Below are 15,515 nucleotides of genomic sequence, written 5' to 3' on the forward strand. Positions count from 1 at the left end.
CTCTGATACTGTCTCAGACCGGCCAGTCTCGGGTCTGGCTGAAGTCCGTTCCGCGTCGTCCCGGCCGGACCAGCGGATTGCCTGAAAGGAATCCGTCGGCTGCCGGGTCGGTACGCGCCCAGTCCACTATTTCCCGGCGGCGGCTGATACGCCACTCGCCATTCTTGCAGGTATACTCGTCGACATAGCGCCCGGCGACGACAAGGTCCTTGGGTTCGCCTTCCTCACAGGTGCGGTGCCAGGCGTAGAAGTAGACTTCGCCGCTGGCCTCATCCCCGCGCACGTCGATCTGGGCCTGGCCGATGATGTGCTGGCTGCCGCCAAGATCGGCAAGGAAGCCTTGGGCAAAGCTGACGAACTCATCGGCGCTGCCCTGCATCAGGCCGCAATCGACCCATGCGTCATCGTGGAAGGCGCTGCGGTGGAGTTCAGGGTCGAGCCGGTCCTGCCCGCGCATGTAGCGGCACAGCGCATCGTGGATGTCGCGGCGAGCGCAGAGATCGCGGACTTCGGCGGCCATGTCAAAGGCCATCAGGCTTCTCCTGCCAGGTACTTGTCGACGACCATCTGGAAGTGGCGGATGCGCGATTCCTGATAGTTGCCGAGCTGCTGCACGCCAGTGGCGCTGGCGCGGAAGCCGGCCTGCTGGGCGCGAAGGTTGTCGGTATCCTGATCGTAGACGTGGCCCATGGCAGGATCGAAGCCGGGGGCAGTGGCGTAGCTCTGGTCTTCTGCGACGTGGAAGGGCTCGGCCGATTCCGGCGCCGGCCCGTTTTCGGGATTGGGGCGCAGGAACAGGATTTCGAACAAGGTGCGGTTGGGGTCGGTGCCGATCGGGCGAAAGCGATAGACCATCGGCAGCGACAGGCCGGGAAACAGCACCATGTTCGGAAAAACATGGTATTCGATAGTGTCGATCATCTCGCTGTCCGAGACGTTCGATAGATCGCACTTGTAGGCCTCGCCCATGACCTTGCGCAGATGACGGGCCATCACGGTGCGGGCGGTCTCGCCGGGGCCGACGGTAAGGCCCTCGCCACGGGAATCCTTGTCGCCCAGGATCATCGTCGCGAGCAGTTCCTCCTCGCTGAGGGGGTTTGCAAGGTGCGGGGAATTGACGCCGCTCGCGGCATAGAACCGGGTCACGTGGTCGGAATGGCAATCGTACTGCACGTTGGCATCGCCCACGCCCTTGAGCAGCTGGGGGTGGGTTTCGAGCACGTGGTAGGATTCGAGGAAGGCTTCCTGCGCGGTCTTCCAGTTGCAGGGCAATTCCTTTGCCACATGCACCGCGACGTAGCGGTTGGCGATGTCCCAGTCCTTGAAGTGTTCGGGCAAGGGGCTGAGGAATTCCTCCAGGCTGGGGCCGTCCTGCGAAGGATTGATGAAAACGAAGCCGCCCCACTGGCCGACGCGGGCTTCGGGCAGGTTGGTCTTTGCCGGGTCGACGTGCTTGAAGTCCCAGGCGCAGGGGACCGAGGCGAGCGTGCCGTCGTTGTTCCAGGTCCAGCCGTGGTAGGGGCAGCGCAGGTTGTCGCCCGAACCCACGCCCTCGCCGCGCTTGAACTTGGTCGAGCGGTGGAGGCAGGAATTGACGAAGGCGCGGACCGACATGTCGTCTTGCCGCACGATGACGTAGGAGAGGTGGGCGACCTCATAGGTGTAGTAGTCGCCCGGCTCGGGAATGTGATCCTCGCGGCAGACCCACTGCCAGGTGCGCTTCCAGATGCGCTCGATCTCGGCCTCGAAGATCGACTGGTCGAAATAGCGGTTCACGCTGACTGGAGCGCTGCCGAGGTAGGCTGGCTCTTCCATCGTCAGCACGGCGGGCGGCGGCAGGACGTCGTTCGCCACGATCTGCTGCATGCTCGGGCCATCCGGGCAACGGATCGTCGCGAGGTCTTCCGCGCTCGTCGGCTCGGGCAGGCCGTGGGGGTTGATGGCGTCCAGCATCAGGCTCTCCGGTGCCGCCCGGGTTAAAACCGGCAGGCTTGCCTGTTTTATGAACCGAGGCGCGAGTCGGCTCAACCTAGCGGTTGCGCTAGGTTTTGGTGGGGGCGCGAAGGCGAAGCGGGACCCCGGGTCGGGGCCCGGGATGACGATCAAAGCTCGATGGTCTTGCGGTTCAGGGAGTCCAGACCAGATCGACTCGGCGCAGGGCGCCGACGATGCCGGGGACGGGGGAAAGGTCGCTGTCCGGGCCAAGAGCGAATTCGGGGATGCGGCGGAGCCACTCTTCCAGCGTGATCGCCACTTCCTTGCGGGCGAGTTCCTGACCCGGACACATGTGCGGGCCGGAGCCAAACGTGGAGTGGCGGGCGCGTTTGCGGGCGGGATCGATGGCCAGAGGATCCGGGTTCACGCGCGGGTCAAGTCCGTGGACTTGCGTCGGGATCGCGATCATGTCGCCAGCCTTGAGGGGAACGCCGTGGAAATCGGCGATGTCATGGCGCACTTCGCGGGCGATCGAGACGAGACCGAAGCGGCGGAAGAGTTCGTGGACGACCGGCGCGATATCGCTGCCGCGCTGCTTCAAATCGGCGCGCAGGGCCGGGTTTTCCGCCAGCTCGCGCATGATGAACCCGAGCACGTTGACGACGGTATCGAGCCCGGCGATCAGAACTTGGGTGACGATGGACAGCGCCTCGTCGCGCGTCAGGCGGCGGCCTTCTCCGAGGTCTGCGTTGATCATTGCGCTGATCATGTCCTCGCCCTTGCTGCCACGGCGCGCATCGACCAGCGGGCCGACATAATCGAAGAACACGGCCTTGGCCTGATCGAAGGTCATGTCCATGCCGGGGCGGGTCATGCACTCGGCCCAGTGGCGGATTTTCGGCGCTTCGGCGGCGTCGATGCCGACCAGTGCCATGAACACCCGGATCGGGAACTGCTCGGCATAATCGGTGGTGAAGTTGCAGTGGCCCTTGTGGGCGAAGCTGCCAATCAGGTCGACGGCGGTCTGGCGGATGCTCTCAGTCAGGCCGCGGATCGCGCCGGGATTGAGGTGCGCGTTGAGCAACTGGCGATAGGGGCGATGTTCGGGCGGATCGATCGTGGTGGGAATGAGGCCGTGCATCTCGCCGACCGACTTGGGCAGGACGATCACGCGCGAGGAGAAGCGCTCCGGATCGGACTGGACCTCCTGCAGGGCTTCGCCGCCCAGCGCGATCCAGTGCCCTTCGTTGCGCGGCGTCCAGACGACGGATGGATGGATGGCGCTAAGTTCGCTCCACGCCCGGTGGAAGCCTTGGGCTTCGAGCCCGGGCGGCAGATAGATGTCGATATCGACCACACGATCTGCGGGGACGTGCGAAGGGCGCTGCATGACCTGATCCTCTCCTGATCTTTTGCGCAGATCATGCGGGACCACAGACCTCGGCGCGCTTGGTGTTTTGGATAGGTGCAGGTGTATCGAGCCTAGTGCGGCGCTCCGGGGGCGTATGGGAAGCGTTGCTGCTTGTACCACGCAAGGTCATGTGCAGGCGCTGGCGAGCCGGCGGGCAGGGGCAAGTGGTTGATCGACATCCAGTAGGCCAGGCTGGCATCGCGCCACCAGCGCGCCTCGCGGGCCTGAATGCCGAGATAGGCATCGGTCTTGGCCCAGCGCTCTGCATCGATGTGCGGCTTCAGCGTGGCCCATTGGCGGCGCATGGCATCGACTTCGGCGACGCCATGATCATAGCGGCGGACCATGTCATGCCACAGGGTTTTTCCACCCGGCAGCGGATAGGTCCATGGCAGATGGTGGAACCATAGCAGCAACTGCGGCGGCGTGGTTTCGGGCCGGGCGAGGCGCTCGGCGATGGCCGGGGCATATTGTGCAATGGCGTTGCTGCCGGAGGCCGTGCGGTCAAAACCGATGCCAACTGCATCGGCGCGGTGATAGTAGACCGCGTTCCATTCGGGCCGCTTGAGATCGGCAATCCAGGGGCCGGGGCCATAGTGATGATCGGTGCCGAACAGGTGGGCAAGACCGAACGGGCCGGTGTAATCGACGACCGCCTCGCGCGAGCGCAGCATAATCGTGGTGACGGTTTCGTCGACCTGTGGATCATTGCCGAAAGTCTGCCGCGACCATTCGCGCGCGATTGTCTGTGAGGGCAGTTGCGGGTCCCATGCAAGGCGGCCGAAGGCATACCAGTTGGCCTGGTTGAAGGTACTGCCTGACCAATCGCGATCGCGTCCGATGTTGGCCACGCCCGCAATCGCCGCGAGCGTGGTGGCCACGGTCTGATCTGGTGCATGGCCGGTCTGCGTATCGAGCACTTCCTCGAACAGGGGGCCGAGGTAGGCAAGGTGGGTGGCGAAGCCCAGGTACTCCTTGGTGATCTGGAATTCGGCGCCAAGCTGCGTGCGCTGCATGGCGCCGAACAATGGGTGGGCCGGTTCGCGTGGCTGGAAATCGATCGGGCCGTTCTTGACCTGCACGATCACGTTTTCGGCGAACTTGCCATCGAGCGGCCGGAATTCGCTGTAAGCCTGCTTGGCGCGGTCAGTGGGGTCAGTGTCGGCATAGACGAAGGCGCGCCAGAATACGGTCCCGCCGTGACGCTGCAGCGCGGCGGCGAGCATGTTGGCGCCATCGGCGTGGCTGGCGCCATAGTCGCGCGGGCCAGGCTGGCCTTCGCTGTTGGCCTTGACCAGAAAGCCACCGAAATCGGGGATCACGCGATAGATCTCGTCGGCCTTGGCCTGCCACCACGCCGCCACCGCGGGATCGCGCGGATCGGCGGTCTTGAGGCCTCCGAGTTCGATCGGGGCGGAAAAGCGCGCTGTCAGATAGACCCGGATGCCCCACGGGCGGAACACGTCGGCCAGCGCGGCGGCCTTCGCCAGATAGGGTGCGGTGAGGCTCTCGGCCTTGGCATTGACGTTGTTGAGCACCGTGCCGTTGATGCCGATGGAGGCATTGGCGCGGGCGTAATCGTCATAGCGCGGGTCCTTGAAGTCAGGCAGGGTCCACCAGTCCCACAAGGATTGCCCGGCATAGCCGCGTTCGACCAAGCCATCGAGGTTGTCCCAGTGGTTGAGCAGCCGCAGCGGAATGGCGGGGGTGGAGGCGAGATTAATCGCAGCGGTCGATCCGCCAGCACGAACATGGCGCAGCAGGGCAAAGGCGCCGTAGAGCACAGCGATATCGCTATTGCCGGTAACGAGGATGACGGCACGCTTGCCGATCCTGACTTCGCGAATCAGATAGCCTTCATGGCCGAGCGCCCGCGTATCGAGATCAAGCGCGGCGAGTTGCGGCGCGTTGCTGGTGGCCAATATCACGGTAGCAGGCATCACGGCGGCCGGCAGGCGGGGCAGGCTACGGCGCAATTCGGCAGCGGCGCGGTCAATTGTGGGGGAGCGGCGAGGGGTCTCGACCGTTGCTGCCGGGAGCCGCATTTCCGATGATGTGCCGGTGACCGGGCGGAGCCAGAGAGTGTAGCCATCGTCGGCCCGGGCCGGGCTTGTGGCAAGGCCAGTCATGGCGGCCATGACCAGAGCGATCGTTGCGCGCAGGCGTGTCATTGCCGCATCCTCTTTGCAAAGGCCCTCCGGCCATTTTGTGGTAGCGGTATCATGGTGTTGTCACTGTTGCAATTGTTCGCGCGCGCTCGAACCCTGTGGAATCTGCGTAATCGAAAATCCCGCCCGGCACTCTTGATCTTGCGACGGCATGCTTCTAAGGTAGCGCTATCAGACAAAGGGAAGCCGGGGGATGTTTTGATGGGTTTGGGCCTCACGGCTTGCCTGCCACGCGACTACGCGGAGGGCGTGTTCATCGGTCGGGCCGAAGCGGTCGACGGGCCGCACGTGATCGTTTTGCGCAATGGCCGGATCAACGACATCACTGCGGTGGCGAGCTCCGTTTCGGGCGCGATTGCGCGCCGCACCTTCGCAGGGGGAAGCGATCTGGGCGCGATCGAGGATGGCTTGCCCGAGGGCTGGTCCCTGCTTTCGCCGATAGACTTGCAGTGCGTGAAGGCCTGTGGCGTGACCTTTGCCGTTAGCGCTATCGAAAGGGTGATCGAGGAACGCGCGCGGGGCGATGCCGCAGCGGCGGCGAGTATCCGCCAAGGCCTGGAGGATACGGTGGGTGCCGGTATCCGCGCCGTCGTGCCCGGCAGCGAGGAGGCGATGGCGCTCAAGGCCGCGCTGATTGCGCAAGGCATGTGGTCGCAATACCTCGAGGTCGCGATCGGGCCGGATGCCGAGGTGTTCTCGAAATCGCCGGTGCTTTCGACCGTGGGCCACGGTGCGCTGATCGGCGTGCGGTCGGATTCGAGCTGGAACAATCCCGAGCCCGAAGTGGTGCTGGTGTGCGACGGCACTGGCGAGGTCGTCGGCGCGACGCTGGGCAATGACGTTAACCTGCGCGATTTCGAGGGGCGGTCGGCATTGTTGCTGTCGAAGGCCAAGGACAACACTGCGTCCTGTGCAATCGGGCCGTTCATCCGCCTGTTCGACGAGGGCTTCGGCATCGACGACGTGCGCGCCGCCGAAGTGGAACTGGTGGTCGAAGGCACCGACAACTTCCGCATGGAAGGCACCAACCGCATGACCGAGATCAGCCGCGATCCGCTGGAACTGGTGCGCCAGACGATGAGCGAGCACAGCTATCCCGATGGCTTCGTGCTGTTCTGTGGCACGCTGTTCGCCCCGGTGCAGGACCGCGACGAGCCGGGCGGCGGCTTTACCCACAAGGTGGGCGACGTGGTGACGATCCGTTCCGATCGGCTCGGCGCGTTGAGCAACACTGTCACGACATCGCGCGATGCGCCCAAATGGACCTTGGGCATTGGCGCCTTCATGCGCAATCTGGCCACACGCGGCCTGGTGGAGAAGATCTGAATGGCCGCGCATACCCTTGCCGATCACGCTGCGGGCCAGCAGGCAGAGCCTCGGCTGATGGCGGCGCGATACCCCAGCTTGCGCGACAAGCGCGTGATCGTGACCGGCGGCGCGAGCGGCATCGGCGAGGGGATCGTCGAGGCCTTTGCGCTGCAGGGCGCGCAAGTGGGCTTCATCGACATTCAGGACGATCCCGCAAGGGAACTCGTCACGCGGCTGGGCTCGGCGCACCACGTGCCGGTGCTGAAGGTGCAGGATGTGTCCGACGTCGAAGGGTTGAGCGCGGCGATGACTGCTCTGGTTGACGAACTGGGCGGGTGCGACGTGCTGGTGAACAACGCCGCCAGCGACGACCGCCACGGGATCGACGATGTCACCCCGGCCTATTGGGACGAGCGGATGGCGGTGAACCTCAAGCACAAGTTCTTTGCCTCGCAGGCGGTGTGGCCCGACATGAAGGCCAATGGCGGGGGGGTGATCCTCAACCTGGGGTCGATATCGTGGCATCTCGGGCTGGATGAACTGGCGCTCTACCAGATTGCCAAGGCCGGTGTGGAAGGCCTGACCCGCAGCCTGGCGCGCGAGCTTGGGCCCTATAACATCCGCGTGAACACGATTATTCCGGGCAATGTGCAGACCGCGCGGCAGATGCGCTGGTATACGCCCGAAGGCGAGGCGGAAATCGTCTCGGCGCAGTGCCTCAAGGGCCGGCTCCAGCCGGTTGACATCGCAGCGATGGCCCTGTTCCTTGCCTCGGACGATGCGCGGTTCTGCACCGGGCACGAATACTGGGTCGACGGGGGATGGCGGTGATGACAGCTGTGCGGCGGGTTCTGGAGCTTGGCTGCACGCTGGGCGAAGGGCCGGTGTGGGACGCGGCGCGAGAGTGCCTGTGGTTCGTCGACATCAAGAACAAGCGCATTCACAGCTTCGAACCGGCTACCGGGCGGCACGGAAGCTTCGGCGTGCATGAGCAGGTCGGCTGGGTGGTGCCTGCCATCGGCGGCAAGCTGCTGGCGGGGATGAAGGACGGCTTGCACCTTTTCGACCCGGCGCTGGGCACGAGCGTGCACGTGGCGGACGTTCCCGGGGAGCCGGCGAGCAACCGTCTCAACGATGCCTGCGTAGATGCGCAGGGCCGCGTCTGGTTCGGTTCGATGGACGACGACGAGGACGCGCCGAGCGGAAGGTTCTATCGCGCGAATGTCCGCGAGGTGGTGGCGCAGGGGCCGAACGGGGTGTGCATCACCAATGGTCCCGCGGTGTCGCCCGATGGGACGAAGCTTTATTTCACCGATACGCTGGCGAAGACGATCTTCGTCGCCGATCTGGCTGAGGACGGCAGCGCGGGTGCGGCGCAAGTATTTGCGCAAGTGTCAGACGATTTCCCCGAGGCCTATGCCGATGGGCCGGTGTGCGACGCGCAAGGCTGCGTGTGGACCGGGCTGTGGAATGGCTGGGGCGTGGCGCGCTATTCGCCCGAGGGCAAGCTGATCGAGAAGGTCGACCTGCCGGTCGCCAATGTGACCAAGCTGGCGTTCGGCGGGGCGGACCTGAAGACCGCGTTCGTGACGACCGCGCGCAAGGGTCTGGACGACAAGGCGCTGGCAGCGCAGCCGATGGCGGGGGACCTGTTCGCCTTTGACGTGACGGTGCCGGGTTTTGCGGCGCCGCTTGCGGAGTTCAGGGCGTGATGCGCGCGTGGTTTGTCCTGCTGGGCGCAGGGGTATCCGCGCCGGCGATGGCTGCACCCGCGCTGGAACTGGGTGCAGTGTGGAGCGATCACGCGGTGATCCAGCGCGATCGGCCGGTGGTGGTCGAAGGGCGGGCACTGCCGGGGGCGGTCGTGGCAGGAACGCTGGGGGGCGAGGCTGCACAGGCGAAGGCCGGGGCGGACGGTGCCTTTGCGCTGACCTTCCGGGCGCGCAAGGCTTCGGCCGAAGCGACCGACCTCAAGGTAACTTCAGGTTCTGAGTCCGTGAGCGTTTCAGACCTGCTGGTGGGTGACGTGTGGCTCTGTTCGGGCCAGTCGAACATGGAATTCCAGCTTTCGCGCGCGCTGAACGGTGGCATGGAAGTGGCGATGTCGGCCGATCCGGCACTGCGGCTGCTGCAGGTGCCGAAGGCGATGTCCTACCTGCCCGAGCGCGAATTCGGCAAGCAGACGCGCTGGGCGGTTTCCGGGCCGGAGACGAGCGGCGGCTTTTCCGCAGTGTGCTGGTTTATGGCGCGTGAATTGCGCCGGGCGCGCGGCGTGCCGATCGGCGCGGTTCACGCCAGCTGGGGCGGTTCCAAGGTGACGCCGTGGCTTGATCCGGCGGCCGGGGCGGAGATTGGTGGGGCGCAGGAGATGGCGCTGCTGGCATTGTTCGCGAAGGACAGGCTGGCGGCGGTAACGCAATTCGCGCCGCGCTGGACAGCGTGGTATTCGGGTGAAAACAGGGGCGCCAAGCCATGGCTCAAGCCCGATGAACTGCCGTGGCAACCTGTTCCGGCGATCAAGGGCTGGCTGGGCTGGGACAAGACGCCTCTGGCGGCCAAGCCCACCGGCACCGTCTGGATGCGGAGGCAGGTGACGCTTTCGGCAGCGCAGGCCAAGGCGGGTGTCACGCTGGCGCTGGGCGTGCTCGATGACATGGACATGACTTTCGTCAACGGTCAAGCCGTGGGCAACACCTTCGGCTGGGACGAGGAGCGCGCCTATGCGGTGCCGCCGAGGTTCCTGAAGGCTGGCGTGAACGAGATCATGATCGCCGTGACCAACACTTATGGCAACGGCGGCTTTGCCAGTTCGGCGGACCGGCTGTTCCTGACGCAGGCGAGTGGCGAGAAGATGCCGCTGGGCGAGGGTTGGCGCTATGCCATTGCGCCGACCAGGACCTACCCGCCGCGCGCGCCGTGGGATGCAAATGCCGGCATCGGGCTGATGCACAATCGCATGATCGCCCCGCTCGGGCACTTCGCGATGGATGGCGCGGCCTGGTATCAGGGCGAGAGCGACGTCGACACGGCGGACTATGCGCGCCGGATGAAGGCGCTGATTGCCGGATGGCGCGCGCGGTTCGGCCAGGAGCTGAAGGTCGGCATCGTGCAGCTTGCGAATTATGGTCCGGCGTCGGACAAGCCGGTTGAAAGCGGCTGGGCGCAAACGCGGGATGTGCAGCGGCAGATCGTTGTCGACGATCCGAAGGCGTTCCTTGCGACGGCCATCGATCTTGGCGAGCGGACGGACATTCACCCGGCAAACAAGCTGCTGGTTGCGCAGCGCCTTGCGATGGGCGCGCAAGGCAAGGCTCTGCCGATGCCAATTGCGGCAAAGGCGGAAGCCAACGCGGTGCGGGTCACGTTCAGCGGCGTCGAGGGTGGGCTTCACGCCTGGAGTTCAGACGCCGCGATCAGCTTCGAACTGTGCGACGCCGCCGGCGCTTGCCGGTTCGCACCGGGCCGCGTTGATGGCGATGCAGTGGTGCTGGCAACCGATGGCAAGCCGGCGGCGAAAGTCCGCTATGGCTGGGCCGATAGCCCGGTGGTCAACCTGTTCGACGGGCGTTCGCAGGCCGTACCGGGCTTCGAAATGGCAGTGGTGGCGAACTGATCAGCCTTGTGGCGGGGCTGCGTCGGATTCGCGGCGCACCAGTTCGTAGTCGAGCGTGGCGAGGCGCGGCCTGGCCTTTTCGGATGCCCGCTCCGCGCGGATTTCCTGCGCGAGCAGATCGGTGGCGGTCGCTGCCATCTGCCGGATCGGTTGGCGGATCGTGGTAAGTTCCGGCCAGATGTTCGAGGCAAAGGCGGTATCGTCAAATCCGCATACGGTAAGGTCGTGCGGGACTTCGAGATCGTTGCGATGCGCAGCGGCGACGCAGCCTGCGGCCATATCGTCGTTCGAGGCGAAGATCGCGGTCGGACGTTCGGGCAGCGCCAGCATTTCCATCGCCGCATCGAGGCCGGAGCGATAAGTGAACTGGCCCTGGCGGATCAGCGCCGCGTCTACGGTTGCACCGCTTTCGGCCATGGCATCTCGGAATCCGGCGAGGCGCAGGGCGCTGGCCGATTGCTGCGGATTGCCGATAATGAAGCCGATCCGCTTGTGGCCGAGGCCGAGGATGTGCTTCGTCATGTCATAGGCGGCCTGGTAATCGTCGATCATGACGACGCCATGGTGCGCCTCTGCCTGACCCGGCCCGATCAGGACGGCGTGCGTCCCGGCGCGGCGCAGGCGGGCAAGCAGCGCGGTATCATCACAGAGCGGGGGCGGCAGCAGAAAACCGTCCACAGCGCTCTCGACAAGGCGTGCAATCATCTTCGACTGGTCGGTCTCAGGCTCGCACCGTTCGACCATGAGGTGGGCATCGAGCCGGGTCGCGGCATCCATGCAACCGATCAGCAGTTCGCTGAGATAGGAAGCCGAAGGGTTGGCATAGAGCAGGGCAATGCGCAGTTGCGACGCGCCGGCAAGGCTGCGTGCGGCCCGGTTCGGGGCATAGCCCAGTTGCTTGATCGCCGCTTCGACGGCCGCCTTTGTCTCTTCGCGTACGCCGGCCCCGCCATTGACCACGCGACTGACTGTCATCGGCGAGCATTGTGCAAGGCGCGCGACATCGTTGACGGTTGGCCGGCCGGCACTGCGGCGCGATCGGGTATCGTTCATGGTCCAAAGGCTCCCGTTGGCGAAGTCCTGACGGTGGCGAACAGACTTGGCAAGGCGGATTTCGAATAAAACAGACTTAAACGCAATTCGTGCTTGCACCGACAGGTGCTTGCGGTAGATAGGTAGCGCTATCAAGGACTGACGGCGGGGCCGGAGCATATCGGCCGGGATAACTGGTGAGAACGTAAACAGGGCCGTCGACGCTGTGCATCGCGCATGGCAATGTCCGGGCCAGTTCAACGAGTTGGGAGAGGGAAATGGCTGCAGTGCAGCAGGACCGGGTCAACATGGCGCTTGTCGGCGCTATCGTCTCGGTGGCGACAATCGGCGGATTGCTGTTCGGATACGACAGCGGCGCGGTGAACGGGACGCAGGCCGGCCTGAAGGCGGCTTTCGCGCTCGATGACAATGGCCTTGGCTTTACGGTCGGCTCGCTGCTGGTGGGCTGCGCGGCGGGGGCGTTCCTTGCGGGGCGCATGGCCGATCGGTTCGGTCGCAAGCGCATCATGGTGCTGGCGGCAATCCTGTTCCTGGTCGGCGCGCTGGTGCAAGGGATTACCGCGAACCACGCCCTCTTCGTGATCTTCCGCTTCCTGGGCGGCATGGCAGTGGGCGCAGCGAGCGTGCTTTCCCCGGCCTACATTTCCGAAGTGGCCCCCGCGGCGATCCGCGGGCGTCTGACCAGCGTGCAGCAGGTGATGATCATTACCGGGCTGACCGCGGCATTCGTCGTCAACTATGTGCTGGCGCAGCAGGCCGGGGATTCGCTGGGAGAGCTGGCGGGCGTTCCGGCGTGGCGCTGGATGTACCTGGCGCAGGCCGTGCCGGCGGTGGTGTTTCTGGTGGCGCTGCAGTTCATTCCGGAAAGCCCGCGCTATCTGGTCGGCAGCGGCCGCGAGGCTGATGCGCGCGGCGTTCTTACCCGTATTTTCGGCGAGACCGAGGCGAACCGCAAGGTCGAGGAAATCCGTGCGTCCTTTGCCGACGATCACCGCCCGCGCCTTGCCGACGTGCTGGCACCCGGCACGATCCTGCGACCGATCGTGTGGGCAGGCCTGATCATTGCCGTGTTCCAGCAGTTCGTCGGCATCAACGTGATCTTCTATTACGGCGAGACGCTGTGGAAGCTGGCGGGCGTTTCGGAAAAGGCGGCGCTCGAACGCAACATCATCTCGGGCGTGGTCTCCATCGCGGCGTGCTTCATCACGATGGCGCTGGTCGACAAGGTGGGCCGCAAGCCGCTCCTGCTGGCCGGTTCTGCGGGCATGACGCTTTCGCTGGGTGCGATGAGCTGGGCGTTTTCGCAAGGGACGCTCGATGCGGCAGGAGCCCTGCAGATGGACCCTTCGCTGGGCATGATCGCGGTGATTGCGGCAAACATCTACGTCATCTTCTTCAATGTCAGCTGGGGTCCGGTGATGTGGGTCATGCTGGGCGAGATGTTCCCCAACCAGCTGCGCGGATCGGCTCTTGCGGTGTGCGGCCTGGCGCAGTGGGGTGCGAACTATGCAGTGGTGCAGAGCTTCCCCGCCATGGCGAGCGGCCTCGGCCTTGCCGAGACTTACTTGCTCTACACCGTGAGTGCAGCGGTGAGCCTGTGGCTGGTCAAGGCCTTCCTGCCCGAAACCAAGGGCAAGGAGCTGGAACAGATGGAAGGCTGGGGCGGGCACTGATCCGCTGACGCCAGAGCATACGACCGGGGGCGCGAACGGCCCCCGGCGCAAGAGGAGAGCCAAGTCGATGACGTCCGTTGCCAAGAGATTCCGTAACGCGCTGCTGGTGGCGACGTTTGCCGCCGGGCTGGGTACGCCCGTCTTGGCGAAGGACGCGTCGGTCGAAGTTGCCGTCGATACCGCCACGACTGGGCCGGTCATCGACAAGCACATCTTCGGGCAGTTTGCCGAGCATCTTGGCACCGGGATCTACGGCGGCGTTTGGGTCGGCAAGGATTCGCCCATCCCCAACGTGCGCGGCATTCGCAGCGACGTCGTCACTGCGCTGAAGGCTCTGAAGGTGCCCAACGTGCGCTGGCCGGGTGGCTGCTTTGCCGACGAATACCACTGGCGCGATGGCATCGGGCCGGCGGACAAGCGCCGCGTCCAAATCAACACCAACTGGGGCGGCGTGCCGGAGTCCAACGCTTTCGGTACGCACGAGTTCATGGATTTTGCCGAGCAGATCGGGTCCGAGGCCTATATCTCGGTGAACATCGGTTCGGGCACGGCGGCGGAAGCTTCGGCGTGGATCGAGTACATGACCGCCGAGAAGGACACCACGCTGGCCAAGGAGCGTGCCGCCAATGGCCATCCGGCGCCGTGGAAGGTGCCGATCCTGGGTCTTGGCAACGAGAACTGGGGCTGCGGCGGCGCGATGTCGGCCGAGCACTACGTCGAGGAAATGAAGCGCTTCGCCAATTTCACGCGCAATTTCAATCCGGCGCAGCGTGAAAAGGACAAGATGAAGCGCATTGCCGTCGGCTGGGATGGCAACAAGCTCGACTATACCGAGGAAGTGATGAAGGCGTGGAGTACCCACGTCTACTCCTGGGATATCGAGGGCGTTTCGCTGCACAATTACACCACCGGTGGCTGGCCTCCGCACCTGCCCGCCACCGGCTTCGGCAATGACGAATATGCGATCGTGATCAACGAGACGCTGAAGATGGACAGCCTGATCGCCAAGCAGAGCGCGATCATGGACAAGTACGATCCCGAGAAGAAGCTGCTGATCGCGGTGGACGAATGGGGCGCCTGGCTTTCACCCACGCCGGGCAGCAATCCGGGCTTCCTGCAGCAGCAGAACAGCATGCGCGATGGCATCCTGGCGGCGCTGAACCTCAACATCTTTGCGCGCCATGCCGACCGCGTGAAGATCGCCAACATCGCCCAGATGATCAACGTGTTGCAGGCGATGATCCTGACCGACGGCAGCAAGATGGTGCTGACGCCGACCTATCACGTGTTCAAGATGTACGTGCCCTTCCAGGACGCGCAGTTCGCTCCGGTGAAGTTTGCCGCGGGCGAGCTTGCCGTCGGTGACCGCAAGCTGCCGCGCGTGGATGCGATGGCGGCCAAGGACAAGAGCGGGCAGGTGTGGGTCTCGCTCGTCAATGTCGATCCCGATGCGGGCACCAGCGTGACGATCCCCGGCTTCCGCACTGCCAGCGGTGAGGTGCTGACCGCGCCCAAGGTGGACAGCGTCAACACCTTTGCTGCGCCGTCCGTCGTCGCCCCCAAGGCGATCAACGGCAAGGCTGCCGGCGGCGGCGTGACGATCGCACTGCCGCCGCGCTCGGTGACGGTGGTGAAGGTTACGAAGTGATTTGAAGAGGTGCCCTGCGGCGGTCTCTATCCTCCCTCCTGAGGCTGCTGCGATACCTGAACGGCCCGGAAGGCGCAGTGCTTTCCGGGCCGATTTTTGTCTGGGCGTGAGGGCGTGGAAGGGGAAGAGGGCCCCCGGGGCGAGCCCTGCGTGACGGTGGGTTTTGGGGTGAGTGTTCGATTGGTCTAATTGCAGGAATGGGGTGGTTTGGCGAATGGCGGCCTTACCGGTGGTCAGGCTTCTGCGCGCACTGTAAAACTGTGTCATGATGTATGTTTCTGCCGTAACTCCCTTTGCCTCTAAATCTGAATCTGCTGGTGTGACTGTCACAGATGGGCAGTATTCTTGCCGCGCTTTCAGTTATCCATGTGACGCAATCGAAGGCGAAGTTGTCACAGAGCCATTGCAACTCTTCGATGAGGCCATGTGCCTGATGTTCGAAGACGCGGAACCTCGGATAGAAAGCACCGGAGACGTAGGTTTTCGGCATTTCGGAGTTGCGAAAGTTTTGGATGTCGAAAACGACTTGTTGTCTGTTGGCGAGTTGATCTTCCAAGTCAGAGAATTACCGCGCGGACTGGCTGTTGGCGACGCAGTGGAGTTCGAGTGCGTGCGTATCGACCTTCGCTAGGAGAGTGTTCGAAGGGCTAACCTTCGAAATGTCCGCAATTACGTCGTTTGGGGAAAGCCTGCTTTCGGGCTCGCC

12 protein-coding genes are annotated in these 15,515 nt (G+C 64.5%); 7 read left to right on the forward strand and 5 right to left on the reverse strand.

Annotation, left to right across the window (positions count from 1 at the left end; all coding sequences use genetic code 11):
• Positions 1-13: 13 nt before the first annotated feature.
• The 4 genes from HGI46_RS11180 to HGI46_RS11195 form a co-directional block, all read right to left on the reverse strand.
• Positions 14-532: a nuclear transport factor 2 family protein gene (locus tag HGI46_RS11180; RefSeq protein ID WP_168904240.1), complete on the reverse strand. Its 519-nt coding sequence runs from the start codon at positions 530-532 to the stop codon at positions 14-16.
• Positions 532-1,953, reverse strand: coding sequence for an aromatic ring-hydroxylating dioxygenase subunit alpha (locus HGI46_RS11185; RefSeq protein ID WP_168904241.1), 1,422 nt, complete (start codon positions 1,951-1,953; stop codon positions 532-534). Before HGI46_RS11185 ends, HGI46_RS11180 begins: the two co-directional genes overlap by 1 nt.
• 172 nt (positions 1,954-2,125) lie before the next feature.
• The gene (locus tag HGI46_RS11190) at positions 2,126-3,325 is read right to left on the reverse strand and encodes a cytochrome P450 (RefSeq protein WP_168904242.1); all 1,200 of its coding nucleotides are present in this window, start codon (positions 3,323-3,325) and stop codon (positions 2,126-2,128) included.
• A 92-nt stretch (positions 3,326-3,417) separates the two neighbouring features.
• A complete protein-coding gene (locus HGI46_RS11195) occupies positions 3,418-5,517 on the reverse strand; it encodes an alpha-glucuronidase family glycosyl hydrolase (protein WP_240946711.1) in 2,100 nt (699 codons plus the stop codon).
• 198 nt (positions 5,518-5,715) lie between these two features.
• On the opposite strand from HGI46_RS11195, the gene HGI46_RS11200 reads away from it, so the two are divergent.
• From HGI46_RS11200 to HGI46_RS11215, 4 genes are read left to right on the forward strand one after another with little or no spacing between them, the layout of a single operon-like run.
• Complete coding sequence (locus tag HGI46_RS11200; protein ID WP_168904243.1) at positions 5,716-6,840, forward strand: fumarylacetoacetate hydrolase family protein; 1,125 nt, start codon at positions 5,716-5,718, stop codon at positions 6,838-6,840.
• Positions 6,841-6,894: 54 nt separating this feature from the next.
• Positions 6,895-7,653 (forward strand): SDR family oxidoreductase, encoded by a 759-nt coding sequence (locus tag HGI46_RS11205; RefSeq protein WP_168904452.1) that lies wholly within the window; start codon positions 6,895-6,897, stop codon positions 7,651-7,653.
• A complete protein-coding gene (locus HGI46_RS11210; RefSeq protein WP_240946712.1) occupies positions 7,653-8,534 on the forward strand; it encodes an SMP-30/gluconolactonase/LRE family protein in 882 nt (293 codons plus the stop codon). Before HGI46_RS11205 ends, HGI46_RS11210 begins: the two co-directional genes overlap by 1 nt.
• Entirely contained in the window at positions 8,534-10,435 is a 1,902-nt protein-coding gene (locus tag HGI46_RS11215) for a sialate O-acetylesterase (RefSeq protein ID WP_168904245.1), read from the forward strand. Before HGI46_RS11210 ends, HGI46_RS11215 begins: the two co-directional genes overlap by 1 nt.
• Here HGI46_RS11215 and HGI46_RS11220 read toward each other — a convergent pair whose 3' ends face one another.
• The gene (locus HGI46_RS11220) at positions 10,436-11,488 is read right to left on the reverse strand and encodes a LacI family DNA-binding transcriptional regulator (protein WP_118075930.1); all 1,053 of its coding nucleotides are present in this window, start codon (positions 11,486-11,488) and stop codon (positions 10,436-10,438) included.
• A 257-nt stretch (positions 11,489-11,745) separates the two neighbouring features.
• Between HGI46_RS11220 and HGI46_RS11225 the strand changes: the two genes are divergently transcribed.
• The 3 genes from HGI46_RS11225 (at position 11,746) to HGI46_RS11235 (ending at position 15,440) form a co-directional block, all read left to right on the forward strand.
• The gene (locus HGI46_RS11225) at positions 11,746-13,161 is read left to right on the forward strand and encodes a sugar porter family MFS transporter (RefSeq protein ID WP_168904246.1); all 1,416 of its coding nucleotides are present in this window, start codon (positions 11,746-11,748) and stop codon (positions 13,159-13,161) included.
• Between the two features lie 67 nt (positions 13,162-13,228).
• Positions 13,229-14,809 (forward strand): alpha-L-arabinofuranosidase C-terminal domain-containing protein, encoded by a 1,581-nt coding sequence (locus tag HGI46_RS11230; protein WP_168904247.1) that lies wholly within the window; start codon positions 13,229-13,231, stop codon positions 14,807-14,809.
• A gap of 265 nt (positions 14,810-15,074) precedes the next feature.
• The gene (locus tag HGI46_RS11235) at positions 15,075-15,440 is read left to right on the forward strand and encodes a hypothetical protein (RefSeq protein ID WP_168904248.1); all 366 of its coding nucleotides are present in this window, start codon (positions 15,075-15,077) and stop codon (positions 15,438-15,440) included.
• Positions 15,441-15,515: the final 75 nt, after the last annotated feature.

It is taken from the genome of Novosphingobium sp. ERW19 (assembly GCF_012641315.1).
In the GTDB taxonomy this organism is placed as follows: Bacteria; Pseudomonadota; Alphaproteobacteria; order Sphingomonadales; family Sphingomonadaceae; genus Novosphingobium.